This is a genomic window from Bradyrhizobium cosmicum (genome assembly GCF_007290395.2).
In the GTDB taxonomy this organism is placed as follows: Bacteria; Pseudomonadota; Alphaproteobacteria; order Rhizobiales; family Xanthobacteraceae; genus Bradyrhizobium; species Bradyrhizobium cosmicum.
Window position 1 is genome coordinate 5,256,432 of the sequence record NZ_CP041656.2, and the last position, 25,448, is coordinate 5,281,879.

18 protein-coding genes are annotated in these 25,448 nt (G+C 64.7%); 7 read left to right on the plus strand and 11 right to left on the minus strand.

What is annotated here, in order from left to right:
• Positions 1-48 precede the first annotated feature (48 nt).
• Positions 49-1,323 (minus strand): acyl-CoA dehydrogenase family protein, encoded by a 1,275-nt coding sequence (locus tag FNV92_RS25290; RefSeq protein ID WP_143844086.1) that lies wholly within the window; start codon positions 1,321-1,323, stop codon positions 49-51.
• Between the two features lie 209 nt (positions 1,324-1,532).
• Between FNV92_RS25290 and FNV92_RS25295 the strand changes: the two genes are divergently transcribed.
• Complete coding sequence (locus tag FNV92_RS25295) at positions 1,533-2,312, plus strand: enoyl-CoA hydratase-related protein (RefSeq protein WP_143844085.1); 780 nt, start codon at positions 1,533-1,535, stop codon at positions 2,310-2,312.
• Positions 2,313-2,539: 227 nt separating this feature from the next.
• Here FNV92_RS25295 and FNV92_RS25300 read toward each other — a convergent pair whose 3' ends face one another.
• The 3 genes from FNV92_RS25300 to FNV92_RS25310 are packed head-to-tail and all read right to left on the minus strand — an operon-like array spanning position 2,540 to position 4,692.
• Entirely contained in the window at positions 2,540-2,917 is a 378-nt protein-coding gene (locus FNV92_RS25300) for a DUF6285 domain-containing protein (protein ID WP_143844083.1), read from the minus strand.
• Positions 2,918-2,920: 3 nt separating this feature from the next.
• A complete protein-coding gene (locus FNV92_RS25305; protein ID WP_143844082.1) occupies positions 2,921-3,907 on the minus strand; it encodes a phosphotransferase family protein in 987 nt (328 codons plus the stop codon).
• Positions 3,904-4,692, minus strand: a complete 789-nt coding sequence (locus tag FNV92_RS25310; RefSeq protein WP_015687540.1) for an enoyl-CoA hydratase/isomerase — start codon at positions 4,690-4,692, stop codon at positions 3,904-3,906. Before FNV92_RS25310 ends, FNV92_RS25305 begins: the two co-directional genes overlap by 4 nt.
• Before the next feature lie 190 nt (positions 4,693-4,882).
• Between FNV92_RS25310 and FNV92_RS25315 the strand changes: the two genes are divergently transcribed.
• The 4 genes from FNV92_RS25315 (at position 4,883) to FNV92_RS25330 (ending at position 8,506) form a co-directional block, all read left to right on the plus strand.
• Positions 4,883-5,662, plus strand: coding sequence for an SDR family NAD(P)-dependent oxidoreductase (locus tag FNV92_RS25315; RefSeq protein WP_143844081.1), 780 nt, complete (start codon positions 4,883-4,885; stop codon positions 5,660-5,662).
• A 107-nt stretch (positions 5,663-5,769) separates the two neighbouring features.
• Complete coding sequence (locus FNV92_RS25320) at positions 5,770-6,150, plus strand: VOC family protein (protein WP_015687542.1); 381 nt, start codon at positions 5,770-5,772, stop codon at positions 6,148-6,150.
• Positions 6,151-6,437: 287 nt separating this feature from the next.
• Positions 6,438-7,715, plus strand: a complete 1,278-nt coding sequence (locus FNV92_RS25325) for an acyl-CoA dehydrogenase family protein (RefSeq protein WP_014496881.1) — start codon at positions 6,438-6,440, stop codon at positions 7,713-7,715.
• A 173-nt stretch (positions 7,716-7,888) separates the two neighbouring features.
• Positions 7,889-8,506 carry a flavin reductase family protein gene (locus FNV92_RS25330; RefSeq protein WP_143844080.1) on the plus strand — a complete coding sequence of 206 codons (618 nt, stop codon included), beginning with the start codon at positions 7,889-7,891 and terminating at the stop codon, positions 8,504-8,506.
• 163 nt (positions 8,507-8,669) lie between these two features.
• On the opposite strand, the gene yghU is transcribed toward FNV92_RS25330, so the two are convergent.
• Positions 8,670-9,542, minus strand: coding sequence for a glutathione-dependent disulfide-bond oxidoreductase (gene yghU, locus FNV92_RS25335; protein ID WP_143844079.1), 873 nt, complete (start codon positions 9,540-9,542; stop codon positions 8,670-8,672).
• A 281-nt stretch (positions 9,543-9,823) separates the two neighbouring features.
• Here yghU and FNV92_RS25340 point away from each other — a divergent pair, with 281 nt between their 5' ends.
• Together FNV92_RS25340 and FNV92_RS25345 are read left to right on the plus strand one after the other, a co-directional pair.
• A complete protein-coding gene (locus FNV92_RS25340) occupies positions 9,824-10,954 on the plus strand; it encodes a nitronate monooxygenase (protein ID WP_143844078.1) in 1,131 nt (376 codons plus the stop codon).
• Positions 10,955-11,121: 167 nt separating this feature from the next.
• The gene (locus FNV92_RS25345) at positions 11,122-12,630 is read left to right on the plus strand and encodes an acetyl-CoA acetyltransferase (protein ID WP_143844077.1); all 1,509 of its coding nucleotides are present in this window, start codon (positions 11,122-11,124) and stop codon (positions 12,628-12,630) included.
• A 156-nt stretch (positions 12,631-12,786) separates the two neighbouring features.
• Here FNV92_RS25345 and FNV92_RS25350 read toward each other — a convergent pair whose 3' ends face one another.
• The 6 genes from FNV92_RS25350 to FNV92_RS25375 all read right to left on the minus strand — a co-directional run bounded on the left by FNV92_RS25350 (position 12,787) and on the right by FNV92_RS25375 (position 25,344).
• Positions 12,787-13,986 carry an efflux RND transporter periplasmic adaptor subunit gene (locus FNV92_RS25350; RefSeq protein WP_143844076.1) on the minus strand — a complete coding sequence of 400 codons (1,200 nt, stop codon included), beginning with the start codon at positions 13,984-13,986 and terminating at the stop codon, positions 12,787-12,789.
• Entirely contained in the window at positions 13,973-17,152 is a 3,180-nt protein-coding gene (locus tag FNV92_RS25355) for an efflux RND transporter permease subunit (protein ID WP_143844075.1), read from the minus strand. Before FNV92_RS25355 ends, FNV92_RS25350 begins: the two co-directional genes overlap by 14 nt.
• A gap of 234 nt (positions 17,153-17,386) precedes the next feature.
• Positions 17,387-19,081: a methyl-accepting chemotaxis protein gene (locus tag FNV92_RS25360; protein ID WP_143844074.1), complete on the minus strand. Its 1,695-nt coding sequence runs from the start codon at positions 19,079-19,081 to the stop codon at positions 17,387-17,389.
• Between the two features lie 259 nt (positions 19,082-19,340).
• Positions 19,341-21,437 carry a methyl-accepting chemotaxis protein gene (locus tag FNV92_RS25365; protein ID WP_143844073.1) on the minus strand — a complete coding sequence of 699 codons (2,097 nt, stop codon included), beginning with the start codon at positions 21,435-21,437 and terminating at the stop codon, positions 19,341-19,343.
• Positions 21,438-21,680: 243 nt separating this feature from the next.
• Positions 21,681-23,369, minus strand: coding sequence for a methyl-accepting chemotaxis protein (locus FNV92_RS25370; protein WP_186355478.1), 1,689 nt, complete (start codon positions 23,367-23,369; stop codon positions 21,681-21,683).
• A gap of 283 nt (positions 23,370-23,652) precedes the next feature.
• The gene (locus FNV92_RS25375; protein ID WP_015687553.1) at positions 23,653-25,344 is read right to left on the minus strand and encodes a methyl-accepting chemotaxis protein; all 1,692 of its coding nucleotides are present in this window, start codon (positions 25,342-25,344) and stop codon (positions 23,653-23,655) included.
• Positions 25,345-25,448: the final 104 nt, after the last annotated feature.

Sequence of the window (25,448 nt, forward strand, 5' to 3'; positions counted from 1 at the left end):
CCAGACTGCCTCCTCGGAGAAGCCGCAATTGCTGCTTTGCGCGCGACATCAATGCTTCCCCGGCCCCATATATCCAAACAGGAACCCCGCCACCTTGCGGATCTGAATCTCCTCGCTGCCTTCCGTGATGCGGTAGCGGCGGTGATGCCGGTAGATGTGCTCGAACGGCTTGTGCCTTGAGTAGCCCATGCCGCCGTGGACCTGCATGGCGCGGTCGGCGGATTCGCAGCAGAGGCGGTTTGCCCAATAGTTGCACATGGAGACGCGGTCGGAGAGCGTGCGCTCGATCTGCTCCTCGGTGAGCTTATCCATCTCCCATGCGGTCTTGCGGATCAGCAGGCGCAGCATCTCGGCCTGGGTGGCAAGCTCCACCAGCGGGAACTGAATCGCCTGGTTCTCCGCGAGCGCCCTGCCGAACGGCTTTCGCTCGCGCGCGTATTTGACGCTTTCGTTGATGCAGTAGACCGCGGCCCCCAGCGAGCTCGCGGCCTGGCGGATGCGGTTCTGGTGCACGAAGCACTGCGCCAAGGACAGGCCGCGGCCGACCTCGCCGAACAGCGCGTCTTCCGGCACGAACACGTCAGTGAAGCTGACGCGGGGATGGTCGGTCGGCATGTTGAAGGTCCACATGTACTCCTCGACCTTGACGCCGTCGCTCTTGGCCGGCACCAGGAAGCAGGTGATACCGCGGGCATCGCCGTCATTGCCCGAGGTGCGCGCGAACAGCGCGCAATGCGTGGCGACGTGCATGCCGGTGGTCCACATCTTCTCGCCGTTGATGATCCAGCCCTTGACGTTGTCGCGGGTCGCCGGCACCGCGCGCGTCTCCATGTGCGTGGCGTCCGAGCCGTGATTGGGCTCGGTCAGACCGAACGTGATGCGATACTTGCCCTTGATGGAGCCGTCGATCATCGCCTTCTGGTCGTCGCGGCCGTAGCGGTCGAGCATGGTCGCCACGGGAAAATTTCCGACGATGGAATGCTCGTTCTGGAGGTCGTTGTGCAGGCCAAGACCCTTTGCGGCAAAATGCTCGCGGATCACCGCCATCCAGAGGTTGGAGCCGTCCTTGCCGCCATACTGCTTCGACACCGCAAAGCGCAAATGGCCCGCCGCATCGGCGAGATCCTTTGCCTTGCGCAGCAGCGACTCCCATTCATGGCGCGGCAGGCCGCCATTGTCGAAATCGGTGCGCGCCCATTCGCGGCGATGATCGAAGAACCGGACGTTGTCGTCCGCCGCTTCCAGCGGCTTGATCTCGCGTTCGATGAAACGATCGAGCTCTCCGAGATAGGCAACGAGATCGGCAGGCAGTGAGAAATCCACGGTTCTCTCCCGGATGATTTTATCGTTTTGCGTTAAGGCGCTAGGCGCATTTCTGCTTCGCGCGATTAAGGTGAGAAGAGCGCGGACAAGTCAAGCAAGCCGAGGCGTGTGACGCACGCAAGGCGCATTGCGCAATTCGATGGTGTCGCTGCGCCGGTGCGCGCTAGTATGACGCCAATAGTCCTTCACGAGACAATGCCGGAGCGATCATGGAGCTGAAGTTTTCGAAGGTGGAACGCAAGGGACCGATCACGATCGTCACGCTGTCGCGGCCCGAGGTCTACAACGCACTGCACACGGATGCGCATTTCGAACTGCAAAAGGTATTCGATGAATTCTCGAGCGATCCCGAGCAATGGGTCGCCATCGTCACCGGCGCCGGCGACAAGGCGTTCTGCGCCGGCAACGATCTGAAGTGGCAGGCGGCGGGCGGCAAGCGCGGCTGGGACAAAGGCGGCTTTGCCGGCCTCACGGCGCGTTCCGACTGTGACAAGCCGATCATCGCCGCGGTGAACGGCGTCGCCATGGGCGGCGGCTTCGAGATCGCGCTGGCCTGCGACCTGATCATCGCCTCGGAGAATGCGACCTTCGCCCTGCCCGAGCCGCGCGTCGGTCTAGCCGCCCTCGCCGGCGGCCTGCATCGGCTGCCGCGGCAGATCGGACTGAAGCGCGCGATGGGCATGATCCTCACCGCGCGCCATGTCGGCGCCAAGGAAGGCTTCGAGCTTGGCTTCGTCAACGAGGTGGTGCCGCAGGGCGAGGCGCTATCAGGCGCGCTGCGCTGGGCCGAGATGATCACCAAGAACTCGCCGATGTCGATCCGGGCCTCGATACAGACCATCCGGAAGGGGCTTGGCGTCTCGCTGGAGCAGGCGATCGAGGAACAGCGCGAATACCCGGCGGTGAAGGCGATGGTGGCCTCGCAGGACTACATCGAGGGGCCGAAGGCGTTCTCGGAGAAGCGGCCGCCGAAATGGGTGGGGAAGTAGGTATCTTCGGTCTCCGTCATGGCCGGGCTTGTCCCGGCCATCCACGTCTTAACGCGCGGTACGAAGAACGTGGATGCCCGGGACGAGCCCGGCCATGACGAAGCGGAGAGATTGGCGGAGCCGTCTCAACAGCGTCATTGCGAGCGCAGCGAAGCAATCCAGACTGCCTCCGCGGAGGCAGTCTGGATTGCTTCGTCGCTGCGCTCCTCGCAATGACGGGGAGAGGTCTACTCTCCTCTCGATAGCTCGCGCTTGTACGACGCGTAGTTCGGCTGGTCGATCGCGAGCTTGTCCATGGTCGTCGCCCACAGATGGTCGGCCAGCCCCGGCGTCGCGAGGTCAACCTCACCTTTTGCGATGCGCTCGGCAAGTACACCGTTGAGATCGGTGACCGAACCATCAACACCAAGCAGTGCGCGCAGCCGTTCGACCTCCCTCGCGTCGCTCCCCGCCTGCTGCGTCAACTGCCGCGTCACGAGGTCGAGGATGTTGATCGCGACGCGCAGCTTGAACGCCTGGTGGCCTGAGATCAGCGGGGTGATGTCGTTGCGGAGGAAATCGGCCACCGCCGTGGTCAGCTCGATCGGGGTCGGTTCGTCCTGCATGTCTCAACTCTCGCGCGGCGCCAGCAGCCGCAACAGATCGATCTCGGTCTCGGAAGCACGGCGGCCGATCATGGCGCGCTCCATGGAATGGTCGGGTCCCTCGCGGAACCGCTGCATCATGCCGCCGCACATGATGCCCCAGCGCAGCGTGCCCATCACTTCCCAGAACTTGACCCGTGCCGGATCGCATTTGCGCCCCGCGGCCTCGTAACCCGCGAACAGCTCTTCGCGTGATCCAAAACCGCCAACGGGCTTGTCGATCTCGCCGAAGCGCCAGGAGTTGACGCAGACCCAGCCGAGATCCTCCATGGGATCGCCGAGATGGGCGAGCTCCCAGTCCAGCACGGCGCGGACGCCATCGGCGCCGATGATGAGATTGCCGTTGCGGAAATCGCCATGCACCAGCGTCGTCTCCGCCGAGGGGCCGGGATCGTGGTCACGCAGCCAGCGGAGCGCCAGCTCGAATACGGGCTTCGGCCAGTTGAGGCTGCGATAATCGCGCTCGAACTCGTCGATCTCCTGCGTCGCGCCCCGGCTGCGCAGCTCGGGCAATCTGTCCTGCGGCAGCTTGTGCAGGCCGGCGAGCACGCCGCCGATCTGCCGCGCGAGACGCGGCCGCGCCGCAGCGTATTCGTCATCGCGCAGAATCTTGCGCGCGATGGTCTCGCCCTCGACCCGCTGCATGATGAAGCCGGTGCCGAGCTCTTCATCCGGCGTCAGCACGTGCATCACGCGCGGCGACGGCACGCCGGCCTCATAGGCGAGCTGCATCAGCTGCGCTTCGGCGGCAAGACCCGCCGCGCGTGTCGGCGCTGCGCCATAGCCTTTCGGCGAGCGGCGCAGGATCGCGCCGATCGGCCCATCCGGATGCTCGATGTCGAAGCGCCAGGTCTCCTGACTGGCGCCGCCGGACAGCTTGGCCGCGCCGGTGACGCCCGTCGCGCCCGGACACCAGCGCGTGGCGCTGCGAGCGAGTTCAGCCTCGATCATTTGCCTTTGAACTGCGCAGGACGCTTCTCCAGGAAGGCACCGACGCCTTCACGGAAATCCTCTGTGTCGCCGGCGCGCAGCTGGCATTGAAATTCGAGATTGAGCTGATCCTCGAAGGAGTTTTCCGGGCTGTCCCAATAGAGCTTGCGGATCAGCGACAGCGCGACGGTCGGGCCGCTGGCGAGGTCGCGCGCGAGCTTCATCGCCTCCTCCATCAGCACGCCGTCATCATGGACGCGGTTGACGAGCCCCCATTCCAGCGCCTTCTCCGCCGGCAGGCGCTCGCCCATCAGCGACAATTCGACCGAGCGCGCCTTGCCGATCAGGCGCGGCAGCAGCCAGGTCGAGCCGCAATCCGGCACGAGGCCGATGCGGCGGAACGCTTGCAGAAAGTATGAGGACCGCGCGCACAGGATCATGTCGCCGAGCAGCGCGAAGCTCATGCCGGCGCCGGCGGCCGGACCGTTCACCGCGGTCACGATCGGGCAGTGCAGGTTGCGGATGCGGCGCAGGAACGGATGGAAGCCGGTCTCGAGCGTCATGCCGGCCTTAGTCTTCTTCGACTGATTGTTGCGGCCCTGGAGATTGGCCCCGGTGCAGAACGCCCGCCCGGCGCCGGTCAGCACGACGCAGCGCACCTCGTCCTTCTTCTCCTCGATCGCGTCGAGCGCGTCGGAAAGACCGCCCAGCATGTCCACGGAAACCGCGTTCATCACCTCCTGATGGTCGAGCTTGAGGATCGCGACCGAACCATCGAAATCGAGCGTGACGTGTTTGAATTGCATGGTTTCCTCGTCAGTTGCGGGCGGCGATGTTTCGCAGGCCGGAATTGGTTTTGTCCGGCGCATATTTGATTTTTGTCGCGGCCTTGTCCATGGTGGTCCGAACATACCTTGTCGTCATATCGCACAATCTTGCGCGCACAGGCTGGCGCGCGCAGACCTAAGAAACCTCGCCAAAAACAGGAAACGCGCCATGAACCTCTTCGACCTCTCCGGCCGCGTGGCCGTGATCACCGGCGGCAATGGCGGTATCGGGCTCGGCATCGCGCAGGCGCTTGCCGGCCAGGGCTGCAACGTCTCGATCTGGGGCCGCAATGCGGACAAGAACAAGGCTGCTGCCGCGAGCATGGCAGGCCTCTCCGGCAAGGTCGACACGCGCGTGTGCGACGTCACCGATCCGGCCTCGGTCAATGCCGCGATGAAGGCCACGCTCGATACGTTCGGCCGGGTCGACGGGTGCTTTGCCAATGCCGGCATCGGCGGCGGCGGCCGGCGCTCCTTCATCGAGCGCACCGAGGAGGAATGGCGCACGATGTTTGCGACCAATCTCGACGGCGTGTTCCACGCGTTCCAGGCTGCTGCCAGGCACATGACCGACCGCGCCAATGCCGGCGATCCCTTCGGCCGCCTTGTCGCCACATCGAGCCTCGCCTCGATCTTCGGCACCGCGCGCAACGAGCACTACGCGGCGACCAAGGCGGCCATCAACGCGCTGGTGCGCGCGCTCGGGGTCGAACTGGCGCGTCACGGCGTCACCGCCAATGCGATCCTGCCCGGCTGGATCAAGAGCGACATGACCGCGGGCATCATGGCCAACGAGAAGTTCGTCGCCAACGTGATGCCGCGGATTCCGATGCGGCGCTTCGGCGAGGCCAGCGATTTCGGCGGCATCGCGGTGTACCTGATGAGCAAGGCGTCGTCGTATCATACGGCGGATACGTTCGTGATCGATGGCGGCTACACCGCGTTTTGAGTCTCGTAGCCCGGATGGAGCTCAGCGCGATCCGGGATTTCCAGAAGCAACAAGACCCGGATTTCGCTGCGCTCCATCCGGGCATAAACTCTGAGGGGAACGGGCAAATGTTTTCACACATCATGATCGGCACCAACGACCTCGACAAGGCCAAGGCGTTCTACGACAATCTGCTCAGCACCCTCGAGGTGCGGCCGGCCAGGGTCGACGGCCATCGCATCTTCTACATCACCAAGACCGGAGTGTTCTCGGTGTCGAAGCCGATCAACGGCGAGCCAGCGACCTGCGCCAACGGCGGCACCATCGGCTTTGCCTGCGCTTCGCCCGAGCAGGTCGATGCCTGGCACGCGGCCGGCCTCGCTGCCGGCGGCGCGTCGATCGAAGATCCGCCCGGCGTGCGCCAGGGTCCAGGCGGCAAGCTTTATCTCGCCTATTTGCGCGACCTCGACGGCAACAAGATTTGCGCGATGCACCGGATGCCGAATTGATTGCTGCAGGACGCTGTCATTCCCCGCGAAAGCGGGGAATCCAGTACGCAGCGGCTTCTCCGTGAATCGCTGACGTCACGGAGTACTGGATCGCCCGGTCAAGCCGGGCGATGACAACGGTGGGTGCGGCCCGCGCCTGCCCGCCTCACCATTCAAACAACATTTCAAACGCCCTCGCGATATTCCATCGCGTGGCATGGCTCGCGTGAGAAAATGCGCGCTCGCGCTTTGGCCGCGCTGCGACTATTCTTTCGCCCAACGCGATCTCAGTGACCCCGGGAGGAACAATGACAAAACACGCCTACATACCCCGCACCACCAACTACACCCTCAATCCCGGCGACGAGCTCAATGACCTGCGCATGTCGGACCAGGTCCGGCCGCTCTACGATCACGTCAGGAAATTCATCCGCGACACCGTCGAGCCGATGTCGATCGAGTTCGCCAAGGCTGGCGAGGGCAAGCAGGATCGCTGGAGCTTCACGCCGAAGCAGCTCGAGGTACTCGAGGTCGCGAAGAACAAGGCCAAGAAGGAAGGCCTCTGGAACTTCTTCCTGCCGGATGACGAGACCGGCCAGGGCCTGAAGAACCTCGACTACGCCTATATCGCCTCCGAGCTCGGCAAGAGCCCGCTCGCGTCCGAAACCATGAACTGCTCGGCGCCTGATACCGGCAACATGGAAGTGCTGGAGCGCGTCGGCACCAAGGAGCAGAAAGAGAAGTGGCTGAAGCCGCTGATGAACGGCGAGATCCGCTCGGCCTATGTCATGACAGAGCCGAACGTCGCCTCCTCCGACGCCAAGAACATCTCGACGACCGCCAAGCTGGTCGGCGACGAGTGGGTCATCAACGGCGAGAAGTATTACATCTCCGGCGTCGGCGATCCCCGCTGCAAGATCCTCATCGTGATGGTGAAGACCAATCCGGATGCGGCACCGAGCAAGCAGCAGTCGCAGATCCTGGTGCCGCGCGACACGCCCGGCGTCGAGGTGCTCGGCCCCATGTACGTGTTCGGCCAGGACCACGCGCCGCGCGGCCACATGCACATGCGCTTCAACAACGTGCGCGTGCCGAAGGAGAACATGCTGCTCGGCGAAGGCCGCGGCTTCGAGATCTCGCAGCTCCGTCTCGGGCCCGGCCGCATCCATCACTGCATGCGCACGATTGGCAAGGCCGAGAAGGCGCTCGACCTGATGGTGCAGCGTGGCCTCACCCGCGAAGCCTTCGGCAAGAAGATCGCCCATCTCGGCGGCAACATGCAGATCATCGCGCAGGCGCGCTGCGAGATCGAGGCGATGCGGCTGATGGTGCTGAAGGCCGCCAAGGCCATGGACGTGCTCGGGAACAAGGAGGCCCGCGTCTGGGTCTCCATGGTCAAGGCCATGGTGCCCGAGCGCGCCTGCAAGATCATCGACCAGTCGATCCAGATGCACGGCGCCACCGGCATCTCGCACTGGACCCCGCTCGCCGAGATGTATCAGGACGTCCGCCATCTGCGCTTTGCGGATGGTCCCGACGAGGTGCACTGGATGGTGGTGGGACGCCACGAGCTGAGCATGGCGTGATGACTCTCTCCTCCCCCTCTCCCCGTTCTTACGGGGAGAGGGCTGGGGTGAGGGGCTGCTTCCACAACTGCGGTGACGGATGAGTCGCGGAGACTCCCCTTCACCCGCCGCGCTTGGCGCGCGTCGGCCTCTCCCCGCAAGCGGGAAGAGGCAAGAAAAGCAACGGAGCCCCCATGGACTACGCCGCCAGCGACCTGACGCCACGCGAGCGCTACAAGGTGTTGACGTCCTTCATCCTGCCGCGGCCGATCGCGTGGGTGACGACGGTTGGGCCGACCGGCGTGGTCAACGCCGCCCCGTTCAGCTTCTTCAACGCCTTCTGCGAGGATCCGCCGCTGTGCATGTTCGCGGCGAACCGCAAGCCTGATGGCCAGGACAAGGACACGTTCCTCAACATCCAGCGCACCGGCGAATTCGTGGTCAACATCGCCGACGAGCCGCTGGCAAAGGCGATGCACGAGAGCAGCGGCGATTTTCCCCCTGATATCGGCGAGCCCGACTATCTCGGGCTGAAGCTCGCGGCCTCGAAGACGGTTGCGGTGCCGCGACTGGCCGACACGCCCTGGGCGATGGAGTGCAAGCTCTGGAAGATGATCGACGTCAACGACGATCGCCGCCTGATCATGGGCGAAGGACTGCACTTCTACATCCGCGACGAGCTCTGGGACGACAAGGCGATGCGGGTACACATGGACCGCTATCACCCGATCGGGCGCATGTTCGCGGATCGCTATTGCCGTACCGATGACCGCCTGGTGTTTCCGGCGGCGGAAGGTGTGAAGGGGACGTAGGGCGGAGGCGCTTCTCTTACCTCGCCCCGCTTGCGGGGAAAGGTCGGATTGCGAAGCAATCCGGGTGAGGGGGACTCTCCGCAAACCAAACTCTCACCGTCCTTGCGGAGACTCCCCCTCACCCCAACCCTCTCCCCGCAAGCGGGGCGAGGGAGCGCACCACCTATGTCGCCGGTGCGACCTTGTCCTGCGTCTTGGTCTCGAAGTCGCTGGCGTCATGGCGTTCGTGGAGCTGGCTGGCGGGATCGCCGGAGACGCGGTTGACCATGCGGCCGCGCTTGACGGCCGGACGCTGCGCGATCTGGTCGGTCCAGCGCTGCACGTTCTTGTAGTCCTGCACCGAGAGGAACTCGCCGGCGCCGTAGACCAGACCCTTGGCGAGCGCACCGTACCAGGGCCACACCGCCATATCGGCGATGGTGTAGTCCTTGCCCGCGAGATACTCGTTGTCGGCGAGGCGGCGGTCGAGCACATCGAGCTGGCGCTTGACCTCCATCGCGAACCGGTCGATGGCGTATTCGATCTTGGTCGGCGCATAGGCGTAGAAATGGCCAAAACCGCCGCCGAGATAAGGCGCGCTGCCCATCTGCCAGAACAGCCACGACATGGTGTCGGTGCGGGTCTTGATGTCCTTCGGCAGGAAGGCTCCGAATTTTTCGGCGAGATAGAACAGGATCGAGCCCGACTCGAACACGCGGATCGGCTCCGGCCCCGAGCGGTCCATCAGCGCCGGGATCTTCGAGTTCGGGTTGATGTCGACGAAGCCGCTGCCGAACTGGTCGCCGTTGCCGATCTTGATCAGCCAGGCGTCGTATTCGGCGCCCTTGTGACCGAGCGCCAAGAGCTCCTCCAGCATCACGGTGACCTTCACCCCGTTCGGCGTCGCCAGCGAATAGAGCTGCAGCGGATGCTTGCCGACCGGCAGCTCCTTGTCGTGGGTCGCACCGGCAATCGGCCGGTTGATGCTGGCGAACTGCCCGCCGTTCTCCTTGTTCCAGGTCCAGACTTTGGGCGGTACGTAGGGGGCGTCGGTCATGAGGTGGCTCCGGCGGAAAGATGCGTCTGCATTAATTAGCCTGCGAGCGGCCGATGGCAAGCCCCGCCGGCTCTGCGCCCGGCGCGGGCCTCGGGCCGGCGTCATGCAGTCCAGCTTGTCAGCAGCCTGCGCCGCTGGTGATCACCGCATGGTCCGTCCAGGACGCAACGCCTGCGCGCAAGATGCTCGCCCAAATCCGGCGTGGCATCGCAAACCTATGAGGGGCTGGCGTCGAACGCCCTCGCAAGGCACAACAACGCGAAGGCCGCCGGGAGAGAGCCATGAAATCGCCGATCTGCGACATGCTGGGAATCGAGTTCCCGCTGCTCGCCTTCAGCCATTGCCGCGATGTGGTTGCCGCCGTCAGCCGCGCCGGCGGTTTTGGCGTGCTCGGCGCGACCGTGCATACGCCTGACACGCTCGAACGCGAGCTGACATGGATCGACGCGCACGTCGACGGCAAGCCCTACGGCATCGACGTGCTGATCCCCGAAAACATCTCGACCGCTGGCGAGAAGGACGTCACCTGGAAGAGCCTGGAAGCTCGCGTGCCGCAAGAGCATCGCAAGTACACGCGCGATCTCCTGAAGAAATACGACATCGAGCTGACGACGACTGATGTGGCCGACAACCAGCCGCAGCCGTTCGACGCGAAGACGGCAATTCAGCTGCTTGAAGTCTCCTTCAATCATCCGATCCGCTTGATCGCCAATGCACTCGGCGTGCCGCCGAAAGCGATGATCGAGATGGGCAAGAAGCACGGCGTACCGGTTGCGGCGCTCGTCGGCGCCAAGGAGCATGCGCTGCGCCAGGTCGCAGCCGGCGTCGACATCCTCGTCGTGCAGGGCACCGAGGCCGGCGGCCATTGCGGCGAGGTCTCGACCCTGGTGCTAGTGCCGGAGGTGATCAAGGCGATCAAGCCGATCCGCGACGTGCCGGTGCTGGCGGCGGGCGGGATCATGACGGGACGGCAGATGGCGGCCTGCATGGCGATGGGCGCGGCCGGCGCCTGGACGGGCTCGGTGTGGCTTGCAACTGTCGAGTCCGAAACCTCCGAGATCTTTCGCGAGAAGATGATTGCGGCCTCCTCGCGCGATGCGATCCGCTCGAAGGGCCGCACCGGAAAGCCCGCGCGTCAGCTCCGCTCGGTCTGGACCGATGCCTGGGACCGCGCGCCGGAAAGCCCGGGCGCGCTGCCAATGCCGCTGCAGAGCATCATCAGCCGCGATGCCTTCAACTCGATCGATCGTGCGGCAGCAGGCGGCAACGCGCGGGCACGCGACCTCGTCAGCTATTTCGTAGGCCAGGGTGTCGGGCTGATCGACAGCGTGAAGTCCGCCGGCGCCGTGGTGAAGGAATTCAAGGAAGAATTCGCCGAAGCCGTCGAGCACATGAATGCGCTGGTGGAGTAGTCGTGTGTGGCCCATCCTTCGAGGCTCGACCGACGGCGCGTTGCGCCGCCGGCCTCGCACCTCAGGATGACGCTTCCTCCGTAGCCGTCACCCTGAGGTGGCCGCCTCTTCAGCGGCCCTCGAAGGGCGACGGCGTGCCGAAAATCTGAAACGTGAAGCAAGAAGAAATGACCAATATCCCCGAAGACCATATCCCCGTCATCGTCGGCAGCGGCGAGATCGTCGACCGTCCCAAGGAAATCACCGCGGGCCTCGAGCCGCTCGACCTGCTGGAGCAGGCGTTACGGCGCGCCGAAGCGGATGCCGGCGCAAGGCTGCTCGGCGAGGTGCAGTCGCTCGACGTCGTCAATTTCCTCAGCTGGCGCTATCGCGATCCGGAGAAGCTGCTGGCACAGCGGCTCGGGATCACGCCCGCGCATTGCTATTACGGCCCGGTCGGGGGCGAGAGCCCGATCCGCTACATCCATGAAGCCGCCAAGCGCATCGCGCGCGGCGAATGCACCGTCGCGGCGGTCTGCGGCGCGGAGGCGCAGTCGACTGCGACCAAGGCCGAGCGCGCCGGGGCGAAGCTGCCATGGACGCCTTTCGCCCACGATGTCGATGAGCCCAAGCGCGGCGCGGCGTTCCAGAAGCCGCTGGCGGTGACGCTCGGCGTGTTCCGCCCCGTCACGGTCTATCCGTTCTACGAGGCGGCCTCCTCCGCGCACTGGGGGCAGACCCCACGCGAGGCGATGGCGGAGTCGGGCACGCTGTGGTCGCGATACTCCGAGGCTGCCGCGCAAAATCCCAACGCCTGGCTGAAGCGGCGCTATGCGCCGGACGAGATCACGACGCCGACGGCGGACAACCGCCTGATAGCCTGGCCTTACAACAAGCTGATGGTCGCCAATCCCAGCGTCAACATGGGCGGCGCGTTGCTGCTGACCAGCCTCGCCAAGGCGCGGGCGGCCGGGATTGCCGAGGACAAGCTCGTCTATCCGCTCGGCGGCGCCTCCGCAGAAGAGCCGCGCGACTACCTCTTGCGCGACCAGTTCTACGAGAGCCATCCGCAGAACGCGGTGCTGAAGGCCGTGATGGACCTCGCCGGCGGCGACGGCAGGAAGTTCGACGCGATCGAGCTCTACAGCTGCTTCCCCTGCGTGCCGAAGATGGCACGGAGGACGCTGGGCCTGGGCGCCGACGTGCAACCGACCGTGACCGGCGGCCTCACCTTCTTCGGCGCCCCGCTCAACACCTACATGACGCATGCGGCCTGCGCGATGGTGCGGCGGGTGCGCGAGGGCGCCAGGCTCGGCCTGCTCTATGGACAAGGCGGCTTCGTCACCAAGCATCATGCGCTGGTGGTGTCGACGGCCCTGCCACGCGAGGCGCTGGCGCAGGACACCAGCGTGCAGGCCGAAGCTGATCGCAACAAGCGGGCGGTCCCGGAGTTCGTGACGGAGCCGAGCGGCACAGGCAAGGTCGAGAGCTTTACCGTGCTCTATGGCCGCGGCGGCGATGTCGAGCACGGCGTGGTCATGCTGCGGACGCAAGACGACCGGCGCACGCTGGTAAGGATTCCCGCGAGCGATCGCGCGACATTGGCGCATCTGCTCAACATGGACCGCACCCCGGTGGGTTCGCTCGGCGAGATCACGATGGCCGCGGATGGTGTGCCGGAGTGGCGGGTGGTTTAGTCAGCTCTCGTGTCCCGGACGCGGTGCGGCATGCAATGCCGCTCCGCAGAGCCTGAACCCAGAAAGCTACATTGAACTCTGCGAAACAAACTGGGCCCCGGCTCTGCGGCGCATCGCTTCGTGCTGCGCTGCGTCCGGGGCACGAGACGACCGCATTTAACTCTTCGGCGCCTGCTTTTCCGACGCGGTGGCCGGCTTGCTCTTGTCGGCGCCGACCACACGCACCACGTCACCGTCGGACAGGCCGTCCGGCGGGGCGGTGATGACGCGGTCGTCCGCTGCGATACCCGAGGCGAGCTCGATCTCGCGGCCGAGATCGCGGGCGATGGTCACGGGCTTGAACAGCACCTTGTCGTCCGGGCCGACGGTGGCGACACGCAAGCCGCTGCCGTTGAAGATCAGGGCGCTGGCCGGAATGCTCAGAGGCGCGCTGTCGCGCTGCAAGTTGAGTTTCACGCTGGCATAGCCGCCGGGCATTAGTTCGCCGCTCGAATTGTCGAGCCCGAGCTGCATGCGCGTGGTGCCCGAGGCGACGTCGACGGCCTGCGAGGACGCCTCCACCGTCGCCTGGAACGTCCGGTTCGGATACTCCGGCATCACCATGGTCGCCTTGGCACCGATCTTGATCGCCGGCACGTAATTCTGGGGCACGTTGACGTAGACGCGCAGCTTGGTGATGTCGGAGACGACGAACATCGCCGGACCGGAGCCGCCGCCCGCGTTGATCAGCGCACCGACGTCGGTATCGCGCGCCGTCACCACGCCGTCGAATGGCACCGTGATCTTCTTGTAGCCGGCCAGCGCTTCCAGCCGCTCGACATTGGCCTGGCCCGAATGAACCGCGGCGTTCTTGTTGGAGAGGTCGGCGGTGCGCTCGTCGATCTCCTGCGCCGAGACGAAATTCGAGGCGACCAGCGTCTTGCGGCGGTTCAGCGTGGCTTCCGACAGCCTGGCGCTGGCCTGCTGGCTGGCGAGGTCGGCGCGGGCCTGCAGGAGCTGCTGGTCGAGGTCCGGCGCCTCGATCTCGGCGATCACCTGCCCTGCCTTGACGCGGGCGCCGATGTCGGCGTTCCAGCTCTTCAGGTAGCCGGAGACGCGGGCGAAGATCGGGGCGCGGTAATAGGCTTCGAGCCGGCCCGGCAGATCGATGGTGGCGCTGCGGGCCTTGGCATTGGGCAGCGCCACCGCGACGCTGGGAACGGCTTGGTCGTCGGTCCATTCCTTCAGCCTGGAGCCCTGCTCCTCGCGGGCGCGGATGCCCGTGCCGACGATGAGGCCTGCCGCGATCAGCGCCACCACGCCGAAGATGCCCAGTTTCCGGTGCGACACCGGCGAGCGGGGTTCAGTGGGTGACATGCGGAGACTCCAATGGGGCGGCGGCTGTGGGGCCTTGTTTCTTGTGTACCATACTGAACACCACGGGAACGAACATCAGCGTGGCGAACGTTGCAAAGATCAGGCCGCCGATTACCGCGCGGCCAAGCGGCGCGTTCTGCTCGCCGCCCTCGCCCAGCCCCAGCGCCATCGGCGCCATGCCGATGATCATGGCGAGCGCGGTCATCAACACCGGGCGGAACCGGACGAAACCGGCTTCCAGCGCGGCCGCGATGGGATCGCCGAGCTCCGCGTAGCGCTCGCGAGCGAAGGAAATCACGAGCACGCTGTTGGCGGTGGCGACGCCCATGCACATGATGGCGCCGGTCAGTGCCGGAACCGACAGCGTGGTCTGCGTCGTGAACAGCATCCAGACGATGCCGGCAAGTGCAGCCGGCAACGCGCTGATGATCACGAACGGATCGGACCAGGACTGGAAGTTCACGACGATCAGCAGGTAGATCAGCACGACCGCCCCCAGCAGGCCGAACAGAAGGCCGGTGAAGGCGCTATTCATGGTCTGCACCTGACCGAGCAGCACGACGGAAGAACCCTTCGGCACGTCCTTGGCGGTGTCGGCGATGACCTGGCGAATATCATTGGCAACCGCGCCGAGATCACGGCCCGAGGTCGTCGCAAAAATCTGCACCATCGACTGGATGTCGTATTGCGACACCACCGCGCTCGACGTCGAGCGCTTGATGTCGGCAATGCCGCCGAGGATCGGCGACTGCGCATTGCCGGCTGCGGTGATCGGTAGCGTCTGGAGGGCGCTGAGGGAATCCATCTGGTATTGCGGCGTCTGCATCACGATGGAGTAGGACACCCCGTTGTCGGGGTTTAGGTAGTAGGTCGGCGCCACCTGCGAGGAGCCGGCGAGATTGACCACGAGGCTGTTGGTGACGTCCCGCTCGGTCAGGCCGACATATTGCGCGCGGGTGCGATCGACATCGATGTTGAAGGTCGGGTTGTTCGGTGACTGCTGGATGCGCGCATCGGCGACGCCGGGAATCTTGCGCACCTTGGCCAGCAGGCCGTTGGCGTAAGCAAAGTTGCCGGCAATATTGGCGCCACGGATTTGCAGGTCGATCGGCGCCGGCGCGCCGAAATTCAGGATCTGGCTGACGATGTCGGCCGGAAGGAAGGAGAAGCTGACGCCAGGGAACAGGCGCGGCAACTGCTCACGCAGCACCTTCACGTGTTCCTCGGTCGGCTTGTGGCCTTCCCTAAGCTTGATCTGGATGTCGCCGTCCTGCGGGCCGATCACGCCGGTGTTGTTGTAGGTCATATTGATGCCGGAGATCGGCATCCCGATGTTGTCGGTGAGCGTCTCGATCTCGCCGGGGATCAGCTTGCGGATCGCCTTCTGCACGTCTGCGAGCTGGTTGGCCGTCTCTTCCACGCGCGTTCCGACCTGGGTGCGGACATGCATCAGGATATTGCCGGCATCGACCGCGGGGAAGAAGTTGCGCCCGAGGAACGGCACCAGCGCAAAGGACGCGCCGACCACGCAGAGAAAACCGACGACGAACACCGCGCGGTGCCCGAGCGCGAGCCCGAGGAAGTCATGATAGCCACCGCGAATGCGCTCGAACCGCGCCTCGAAGCCGCGCTGGAACAAGACCAGCGGATTGCGCGATTTCGGCGGTTCGCCCTCATGATGCACATGCGGCTGCAATAGATAATTGGCCATGGTCGGCACCAGAGTGCGCGACAGGATGAACGACCACATCATCGCGAACATCACCGCTTCCGCCATCGGCACGAACAGGAAGCGCGCGACGCCGGTGAGGAAGAACATCGGCACGAACACGATGCAGATGCAGAGCAGCGAGACGAAGGCCGGCGTCACGATCTGGTTGGCGCCGTCGAGGATCGACTGCTCGACCGGCTTGCCCTGCTCCAGATGGTAGTTGATGTTCTCGATGGTGACCGTGGCGTCGTCGACCAGGATGCCGACCGCCAGCGCAAGGCCGCCGAGCGTCATGATGTTCAAGGTCTCGCCGATCGCCGAGAGCATGATGATCGCGCCGAGCACGGAGAGCGGGATCGACACCGCGATGATGACGGTCGAGCGCCAGCTGCCGAGGAACAGGAGGATCATGACGCTGGTCAGCAGCGCTGCGATCACGCCCTCGAACGCGACGCCCTGGATCGCGCCGCGGACGAACACCGACTGGTCGCCGATGAAGCCGATCTTCAATGCGTCCGGCAGCTGGTCCTTGACGTCGATCACCTTCTGCTTGATGCCGGCGATGATATCGAGCGTCGAGGTCGCGCCCGCCTTCAGCACCATCATCAGCACCGAACGGTTGCCATCGACATGGACGATGTTGGTCTGCGGCGGATTGCCGTCGCGAACGGTCGCGACATCACGCACGTAAACCATTGCGCCGTTGACGGTCTTGATCGGTAGATTGCCAAGCTCCTCGATCCTGAGCGGCGAGTTGTTGAGCTGGATGTTGTATTCGAAGCTGCCGATCTTCTGGGTGCCAACCGGCGTGATCAGGTTCTGCGCCGCCAGAGCATTGGCGACATCCTGACCGGACAGGCCGCGGGCCTGGAGCGCGGTCGGGTCGAGGTCGATCTGGACCTGGCGCTGCTTGCCGCCGAATGGATAAGGGATTGCCGCGCCAGGCACGGTGACCAGCGGGGTACGCAGATTGTTGATGCCGATATCGGCGAGATTCTGCTCGGTCAGGCCGTCGCCAGACAGAGCCACCTGGATGATCGGTACGGTCGAGGCGGAGTAGTTCAGGATTAACGGCGGCGTCGCACCGGGGGGCAGCTGCTTCAGCAGCGTCTGCGAGATCGCGGTGACCTGGGCATTGGCGGTGCGGATGTCGACGGTCGGCTGGAAGAAGATCTTGACGATGCCGAAGCCGTTATAAGAGTTGGCGACGATGTGCTCGATGTCGTTGACCGTCGTCGTCAGCGAGCGCTGAAACGGCGTAGTGATGCGGCCCGACATCTGGTCCGGCGGCAAGCCGGTGTACTGCCAGACCACGCCGATCACGGGGATGCGGATTTCGGGGAAGATGTCCGTCGGCGTTCGCAGTGCCGCCAGCGGTCCGATGATCAGGAGCAGGAGCGCGAGCACGACAAACGTGTAGGGCCGGCTCAGGGCAATACGAACCAGAGCAATCATTCGTCGGGTAATTCCAAATCTGGGGACAGGGAACACGCCCCCGCGGGTTCCCCCGCTGATTTACCCGAACACCGCTGAAATGGCTAACGCCAGCGGGTCACAGATGGTCACTTCCCTGCTATCGCACAGCGAAATCGCATTCCAGATATGCAGCGTTTGCGCCGAGGGTGATAAGTCGGCACGTCAAAACGGCGCCCGAGGGGCCGCTTTCAGAACTGCCGGTCTGATTGATAGCTAGGCCGCCCGGACCGAGCCCAGGAACTTGCTGACCTCGAGCCTCAGCCGGTTCGAATCGCGCGACAGCATCTGCGCGGCCGACAGCACCTGCGTGGAGGCCGAGCCGGTCTCGACAGCGCCGCGCTGGACGTCACCGACGTTGGACGAGACCTGCTCTGTGCCCTGGGCGGCCTGCTGCACGTTGCGGGCGATCTCCTGCGTCGCGGCGCCCTGCTGCTCCACAGCCGCGGCGATCGCCGACGATATTTCGGAGAGGCGTGCAATGGTGCCGCTGATCCCGCCGATGGCGCTGACCGACTCCTGGGTTGCGGCTTGGATGCCGCCGATCTGCTGACCGATGTCGCCGGTTGCCTTCGCGGTCTGCTCGGCCAGTGCCTTCACCTCGGATGCCACCACGGCGAAGCCACGGCCGGCCTCGCCGGCTCGCGCCGCCTCGATCGTGGCATTCAGCGCCAGCAGGTTGGTCTGGCCGGCGATGGCGTTGATGAGCTCGACGACATCGCCGATCCGCGCCGCCGCCCGCGACAGCTCCCCGACGCGCTCGGTGGTGGCCTGGGCCTGGCTAACCGCCTCGCTGGCGATCCTGGAGGAGTCCTGCACCTGCCGGCTGATCTCCCGGACCGACGATGACATCTCTTCGGCCGCCGACGCCACCGAATGGACGTTGGCGGAGGCTTCCTCGGAACCGCCCGCGACGACCGTCGCCAATTCCTGGGCCCGGCCAGCGGTCGAGGACAGTGTCGAGGCCGAGGCCTCGAGCTCGGTCGCAGCCGACGAGACGGTCTCGACGATCTCGCCGATCGCAGCCTCGAAGCCATCGGCGAGCTTCGTCATGTCGGTCTTGCGTTGCGCCTCGGCGCGGCGCTGTACCGCCTGCACCTCATCGCGGCTGAAGCGGATGATGGTCTGCACCGTCTGGAGATTGCGCAGGGCCTCGCCGATCTCGTCATCGCGTTCGATCACAATGCGGTTGTCGAGCTTGTCCTGCACGAGATTGAGCATGGTGTCGTTGAGCTGCTGCATCGGCCCCCGGATCGCACGCATGGTTGCCATACCGACGAAGCTGCCGAACGCAGCGCCGACGAGGGCCAGCAGCACCAGAGCCATGCTGGTCGAACCGCCCGTCGCGAGCGCACCGCAGATACCGAGGGCAAGCATGAACAGCACCTGCACCGCCATCATCGTGACGAGGCGCGCCTTCAGCGTGCGCGTGAAAATTGCGAAGCGGTCGAGCAGTGAACGGCGGCGGATGATGCCGCCATCGATGCGATAGCCATGCGGCTTCTTCTCGCGGATCGCGGCGTAGACCTCTTCGGCAAGCTTGCGCTGATCGGCCGGCAACTTGGTGCGGATCGAGGTAAAGCCCGTGACCTGGCCGTTCTGACGGATCGGCGAGGCCGTCGCCAGCACCCAGTAATAGTCGCCGTTCTTGCGGCGGTTCTTCACCGCGCCCAGCCATGGCTTGCCGGCTTTGAGCGTATCCCAAAGGTTCTGGAAGGCTTCCGGCGGCATGTCCGGATGACGGATCATGTTGTGCGGCTGCCCCATCATCTCTTCGGAGGTGAAACCCGCCGCGGCAACGAAGTCCTCGTTGAAATAGGCAATCTTGCCCTTCAGATCCGTACGGGAGACAATCAGCGTCTCGTCACTGACGGGATATTCGATTTCGGTGATCGGAAAATTCTTGCGCATCAAAAGCCCCCAAATGAAACGCGATGCGGTCAATCCTATCCGGACTGCGCTGTTCAAAACGTCTTTAGCAATTCTGATCAAACGAATTTAACTATCGATGAAATCCTCTTCCCGTGCGACTACGGGTAATTATGCACGATACCACTCATAGGACACATCAAGCTGCCGGCGGCAAAAGGCGAGCGGCGCTTCTAGCGCCGCCCGTCGTCAGATCGTCGGGTGTTGTCGAAAGGTCGCATCTACAAATCTCGTGGAGACTTTACGCTGCGCGGACGTTGGTCAGGAACCTGCCGACCTCGGTCTTCAGCCGAGTGGAGTCCCTCGACAGCATCTGCGCCGCTGAAAGCACCTGCGTCGAGGCTGCCCCGGTTTCCGCAGCGCCGTGCTCGACGTCTCCGACGTTGGACGAGACCTGCTGTGTGCCCTGGGCAGCCTGCTGCACGTTGCGTGCGATCTCCTGCGTCGCCGCGCCCTGTTCCTCCACCGCCGCGGCGATCGCCGAGGCGATCTCGGCCAGCTGGGTGATCGTGCCGCCGATGTCGCGGATCGCATCGACGGATTCCTGCGTCTCAGATTGCATCCCGGAGATCTGCTGGCCGATTTCCCCGGTCGCCTTTGCTGTCTGTTCCGCCAGGGCCTTCACTTCCGATGCCACCACCGCGAAGCCGCGACCGGCCTCGCCCGCGCGCGCAGCTTCGATCGTGGCGTTCAGCGCCAGCAGATTGGTCTGCCCCGCGATCGAGTCGATCAATGCGACCACGACGCCGATCTTCGCAGCCGCTCGCGACAATTCGCCGATGCGCTCGTTGGTCCTTCCCGCCTGATCCACGGCTGCGTTGGCCATTCGCGCCGTATCCTGGACGCGGCGGCCAATCTCGTTGACCGAGGACGACAGCTCTTCGGTCGCCGATGCCACCGACTGCACGTTCGTCGAAGCCTCCTCCGAGGCTGAGGCGACCGCTACGGCGAGCTCCTTGGCGCGCCCTGCGGTGGCATTCAGCGTGCTCGCCGAGGCCTCGAGCTCCGTGGACGCCGACGAGACGGTGTCGACGATTTCGCCGATCGCAGCCTCGAACTGATCCGCGAGCCTGTGCATCTCGGTCTTGCGCTGCTCGGCGGCAATCCGATCCTGCCGGGCCTTGGCCTCCGCTTCGTCGCGTGCCTTCTGCTCCGCCACGATCTTGAACCGCTCCACGGCGTGTGCCATGTCGCCGACCTCGTCCTTGCGATCGAGACCGGGGAGAGCCACGGCGAAATTGCCGGCGGCGAGTTCGCCCATGGCGCGGGTCAGTGCGGACAGCGGCCGCACGATCCGGGAGAACGCGATCCAGAAACTCAGCAAGACCAGCGCAACGCAGCTCGCCAGGATCAGGCCGGCGACGATCAGATTGGACGTTGCCCTGGCGGCTTGCCCGGTCGCCTCGAGATCCGCGGCCGCTCCGATCGCTTCGGACAGGCGAAGGATCGCATTGATCCCCGTTGTCGCGCTGGCGAAATAGTCGTTGCCACTGATCCTGTAGTCTCCGCTGGCCGCCGCCGCGAGCACGCGGTTGCGGGTCGCGTCGTAAATCCGGAAGTAGTCCTGCTCGACGCCCTTGATCGCTCCGGCGACGTCGCCTGGAACGTCGGCTCGCTCGGCCAGCGGAGCGATCGTCCCCCAGGCAAGCTCGACGTAGCCCCGGAAACCGGCGATCCGGCTCAACTCTTCCGGCGTCACCCTGCTCCCCGAGCCAATCGCGCCTCCGAGGAAAGCCCGTTCGCGCCCGGCCTTCTCGGCCATCTCCGCAGCAAGATGCCGAAGACCGACGAGACGCGACATCGTCGACGAAGGCGGAGTAGCCAGCGTTTCCAGGACCAGGCGCAGCCGGATGGAGGTCAATTCGATCAGCTCGGTGACGGCGGGCACGAATCCGTTGACGATCTCCGCATTGCGCCCCGCCGCCGGCCTGGCGAGGTTTTCGTCCACCTTGCGGCGCAAATCTTCAACGTTCTGAAGGGCTCGTTCCGCCGCATCGATGCGGGGGCCGGCCACGTTGAATTTGCTCATCGCGCGAAGGCGGCGCGCAGCTTCGCGAAAAGCCTGGTCCGAGCCGATCCGTTGTTTCATGATCTCGGATCGCCGATCGGCGGCCGTCACCTCCGGCGACCTCAACGCGGCATTGGTCATGCCTCGCTCCAGGGCCCACCGCCCCGCGCTCTGCAGCAACAGCCGCGAGACGCCGTTGAGATCGACGAAGGCGTCCGCCGCCTGCCGGTCGCGGTATGCCTGAAGCGATGCATAACCGGTCGCGGCCACGCCCATCAGAGCCAGCGCCGCAATGACAAGGGGGAGGACTGTTCCGATTCTCAAATTCACTGTTTGCATCCTTCTCGTCAGCACCGGCCTCAGCGGCAGAGAGCGGCAGGCGAAAAGGAATATCCGAGGTCGGCGACGGGAAATTGTCCTACGTCAAGGAACGTGGTGGAACCCCGCCAGTTCGCCCTGCGGTTGAACGATAGGCTTACCAACTGGTTCACCGGACCGATCGCGATACGGCAAAACAAAACGAGCGGCGCATTCGGCGCCGCTCGTTATCGGATCGACAGTTGGTTGCGGAGCTTACGCCGCGCGAACGTTGGTCAGGAACCTGCTGACCTCGGTCTTCAGCCGGGTCGAGTCGTTCGACAGCATCTGCGCCGCCGACAGCACCTGCGAGGAGGCCGTGCCGGTCTCGGTCGCGCCGCGCTGCACGTCGGTGATGTTGGAGGAGACCTGCTGGGTGCCCTGGGCCGCCTGCTGCACGTTGCGGGAGATCTCCTGGGTCGCGGCGCCCTGCTCTTCCACCGCGGCCGCGATGGCCGAAGAGATTTCCGACAGACGCTCGATGGTCGATGAGATCTCCTTGATCGCGCCGACCGAGTCGTTGGTCGCCGCCTGGATGCCGGAGATCTGCTGGCCGATCTCGCCGGTCGCTTTCGCCGTCTGCTCGGCGAGCGCCTTCACCTCGGAAGCGACCACCGCGAAACCGCGGCCGGCTTCACCGGCGCGCGCCGCCTCGATGGTGGCATTCAGCGCCAGCAGGTTGGTCTGGCCGGCAATGGTGTTGATCAGCTCGACGACGTCGCCGATGCGCGCGGCTGCCTTGGACAGCTCGCTGACGCGCTCGGTGGTGGTCCGGGCCTGGCTGACGGCATCGCCCGCCATCCGCGCCGATTCCTGCACCTGACGGCTGATCTCGCCGACCGACGAGGCCATCTCCTCGGTCGCCGAAGCCACCGACTGGACGTTGGTGGAGGCTTCTTCCGAAGCCGCGGCAACCGTGGTCGCCATCTGCTGGGAGCGGTCCGCGGTCGACGTCAGCGTCGAGGCGGAGGACTCGAGCTGGGTCGAGGCCGACGACACGGTCTGGATAATCTCCCCAACCGCGCTTTCGAAGTCGTTGGCGAGCCTGGTCATGTCGGCCTTGCGCTGTTCGGCGTTGCGGCGTTCGACTGCAACCTGTTCAGCCTTCAGCCGCTCGACCTCGATCGCGTTGGTCTTGAACACCTGGACTGCCCCGGCCATCTGGCCGATCTCGTCCTTGCGCTCGGTGCCCGATATTGCCACCGACGTATCACCCTTGGCGAGGACGCCCATCTCAGTGGTGATCCGCTGGATCGGGCGGGTGACCACAACTGCGACGCCAAAAGCACCCAGCAGCGAGAGCAACAGCGTGACGATGCCGCCGACCGCCATCGCGATGGTCGCGTTTGCGGACGCGGCGTCGGAGGCCACGGCACGGACCGTGAGCAGAGAACGCTCTTCAGCATCCATCTCCTGCACCACGGCACGGAGGCCGTCCATGGACTTCTTGCCGGCGCCGGATGCCTCGAGCTCACGCGCCTTCGCCTGAGTTGCGGGCTCCTTCATCAGCGCGATTTCGCGCTGTGCGACATTGGTCATCCAGTCGCTCGCGAGCGCTTTGACACGTTCGAGGCGCTTCTGCTGAGCCGCGTTGTCGGAAGTCAGGCTGCCGACCTTGGCCGTTGCCGCCTGAAACTGCTTCTGGCCTGCCTCGTAGGGAGCGAGAAAGCCGGTATCCGCCGAGACAAGGTAGCCGCGCACGCCGGTTTCGGAATTGACCATGGCGCTGACGACCTCGTTAAGCTGCTCCAGCACCTGGTAGGTATGAACCGTCATCTTCGCCGTCGAGTTCATCACGCTCAGCGAATTGTAGATCGCCCCTGTGCTGATGGCGACGACGAGACAGATCGCGGCGAACACCGCAGAAATTTTGGCAGAGACGCGAATATTATTGATCCAAGACATCTATTTCCCCAGAAATGACCGGCGCACGGATGCCCATCAATTTGAACAGCTTGCCCGGTCGCATGCTGAATTCGGCTCCATCTTCATACAATCGGCTCATGATTGAATGTGTAACGGCACTCCGCACTACTACTGAAGTAACGGATGATAGAGCCCCGCATTTTTACCGGCATGTCGGAAAATGGCAGCGAGCAGGCGGGACGTCGGAATCATATGCGTGCTGCAAAACGCAGAGAGCGGCGCAAAGGGCGCCGCTCTCGTAAAGTATTAAGTGTATCCGAGATCAGGCCGCGCGGACGTTGGTCAGGAACTTGCTGACCTCGGTCTTCAGCCGGGTCGAGTCGTTCGACAGCATCTGCGCCGCCGACAGCACCTGCGAAGAGGCCGTGCCGGTCTCGGTCGCGCCGCGCTGCACGTCGGTGATGTTGGAGGAGACCTGCTGGGTGCCCTGGGCCGCCTGCTGCACGTTGCGGGAGATTTCCTGGGTCGCGGCGCCCTGCTCTTCCACCGCGGCCGCGATGGCCGAGGAGATTTCCGACAGGCGCTCGATGGTGGAGGAGATCTCCTTGATGGCGCCGACCGAGTCGTTGGTCGCCGCCTGGATGCCGGAGATCTGCTGGCCGATCTCGCCGGTCGCTTTCGCCGTCTGCTCGGCGAGCGCCTTCACCTCGGAAGCGACCACCGCGAAACCGCGGCCGGCTTCACCGGCGCGCGCCGCCTCGATGGTGGCATTCAGCGCCAGCAGGTTGGTCTGGCCGGCAATGGTGTTGATCAGCTCGACGACGTCGCCGATGCGCGCGGCTGCCTTGGACAACTCGCTGACGCGCTCGGTGGTGGTCCGGGCCTGGCTGACGGCATCGCCCGCCATCCGCGCCGATTCCTGCACCTGACGGCTGATCTCGCCAACCGACGAGGCCATCTCCTCCGTCGCCGAAGCCACCGACTGCACGTTGGTCGAGGCTTCCTCCGAAGCGCCGGCAACCGTGGTCGCCAGCCGCTGCGAACGGTCGGCGGTCGAGGTCAGCGTCGAGGCGGAGGCCTCTAACTGGGTCGAGGCCGACGACACGGTCTGGACGATCTCGCCGATCATCGATTCGAACTCGCGGGTGATGTTGTCGACGCGGCGGCCGCGCTCGATCTTGGCTTCGGCATCGGCCGCGGCAGCCTCGTCAGCGGCCTTCTTGGCGATCAGCGCCTCCTTGAAGACCTGGAGCACGTCGGCCATCGCCCCGATTTCGGTCTTCTCGCCGCGGTGTGGGACCTCTGCGGAGAGATCGCCGCGGCCCAGCGCCTGCATCGGCTCGATGATGGAGTTGATGCCGCGCGAGACGTCCTGGACGAGATAGAAGCCGACGCCGAGGCCGGCAATGACCGCAGCACCGAGGATGATCGCGACCAGCATGAAGGCGTAGTAGAAGGTATCGGCGGCATCGACGGCGGCCTGATCACCGCCCTTGGCGTTGAGCTCAATGTCCTTGGTCAGGACCTCATCCGCCGCAAGACCGATCTTGTTGACCGTCTTGGAGTTCAGCTCCTGCGCGTCGTGCGGGACCTTGCCGACCTCCTTGCGGGACAGCGCGAACACCTCTTCGGTGCCCTTCTTGTAGTCTTCCCAGAGCTTCGACCAATCGTTGTAAAGCTTCCGCTCCTCCGGCGAGGTGATCATCGCCTCGTATTTCGTGCGAGTCTTGGCGAGCGCATCGATCACGGTCGCCGCAGTCTTTTCCGTCGCGAGCTTGTCCTCGAGGGTCTCGGCGAGCATGTGCTGGCGGACCACGTTGCGGTAGGTGATGACGCTGGCGCGCAGGTCGCCAATCGTGCGGACGCTGGGCATCCAGTTGGTGGAGAGGTCGACGGTGCTGGCGTTGATCGTCCGCATCTTCATGACGGCGAGCAGGCCCATGCCGGTCATGGCGACCAGCAGAAACGCCACGACACTGATGATCTTGGCGCGGATGGAGATGGTGGCGAGCATAATATTGGGTCTCTTTGCGTTGGCGCAGGCGCGCGGCTCAAATCGGAATCAACCAAAAGGCGCGGCGCCGATATCCAACAACAAAGCGACTGAGCAGTTGTTAA

What these genes read in the sequence shown, in the direction of transcription:
- FNV92_RS25295 (WP_143844085.1), top strand. Translation starts at nt 1,533, where the DNA reads ATGGAGCTGAAGTTTTCGAAGGTGGAACGCAAGGGACCGATCACGATC.
- FNV92_RS25300 (WP_143844083.1), bottom strand. Translation starts at nt 2,917, where the DNA reads ATGCAGGACGAACCGACCCCGATCGAGCTGACCACGGCGGTGGCCGAT.
- FNV92_RS25305 (WP_143844082.1), bottom strand. Translation starts at nt 3,907, where the DNA reads ATGATCGAGGCTGAACTCGCTCGCAGCGCCACGCGCTGGTGTCCGGGC.
- FNV92_RS25310 (WP_015687540.1), bottom strand. Translation starts at nt 4,692, where the DNA reads ATGCAATTCAAACACGTCACGCTCGATTTCGATGGTTCGGTCGCGATC.
- FNV92_RS25315 (WP_143844081.1), top strand. Translation starts at nt 4,883, where the DNA reads ATGAACCTCTTCGACCTCTCCGGCCGCGTGGCCGTGATCACCGGCGGC.
- FNV92_RS25320 (WP_015687542.1), top strand. Translation starts at nt 5,770, where the DNA reads ATGTTTTCACACATCATGATCGGCACCAACGACCTCGACAAGGCCAAG.
- FNV92_RS25325 (WP_014496881.1), top strand. Translation starts at nt 6,438, where the DNA reads ATGACAAAACACGCCTACATACCCCGCACCACCAACTACACCCTCAAT.
- FNV92_RS25330 (WP_143844080.1), top strand. Translation starts at nt 7,889, where the DNA reads ATGGACTACGCCGCCAGCGACCTGACGCCACGCGAGCGCTACAAGGTG.
- yghU (WP_143844079.1), bottom strand. Translation starts at nt 9,542, where the DNA reads ATGACCGACGCCCCCTACGTACCGCCCAAAGTCTGGACCTGGAACAAG.
- FNV92_RS25340 (WP_143844078.1), top strand. Translation starts at nt 9,824, where the DNA reads ATGAAATCGCCGATCTGCGACATGCTGGGAATCGAGTTCCCGCTGCTC.
- FNV92_RS25345 (WP_143844077.1), top strand. Translation starts at nt 11,122, where the DNA reads ATGACCAATATCCCCGAAGACCATATCCCCGTCATCGTCGGCAGCGGC.
- FNV92_RS25350 (WP_143844076.1), bottom strand. Translation starts at nt 13,986, where the DNA reads ATGTCACCCACTGAACCCCGCTCGCCGGTGTCGCACCGGAAACTGGGC.
- FNV92_RS25355 (WP_143844075.1), bottom strand. Translation starts at nt 17,152, where the DNA reads ATGATTGCTCTGGTTCGTATTGCCCTGAGCCGGCCCTACACGTTTGTC.
- FNV92_RS25360 (WP_143844074.1), bottom strand. Translation starts at nt 19,081, where the DNA reads ATGCGCAAGAATTTTCCGATCACCGAAATCGAATATCCCGTCAGTGAC.
- FNV92_RS25370 (WP_186355478.1), bottom strand. Translation starts at nt 23,369, where the DNA reads ATGTCTTGGATCAATAATATTCGCGTCTCTGCCAAAATTTCTGCGGTG.
- FNV92_RS25375 (WP_015687553.1), bottom strand. Translation starts at nt 25,344, where the DNA reads ATGCTCGCCACCATCTCCATCCGCGCCAAGATCATCAGTGTCGTGGCG.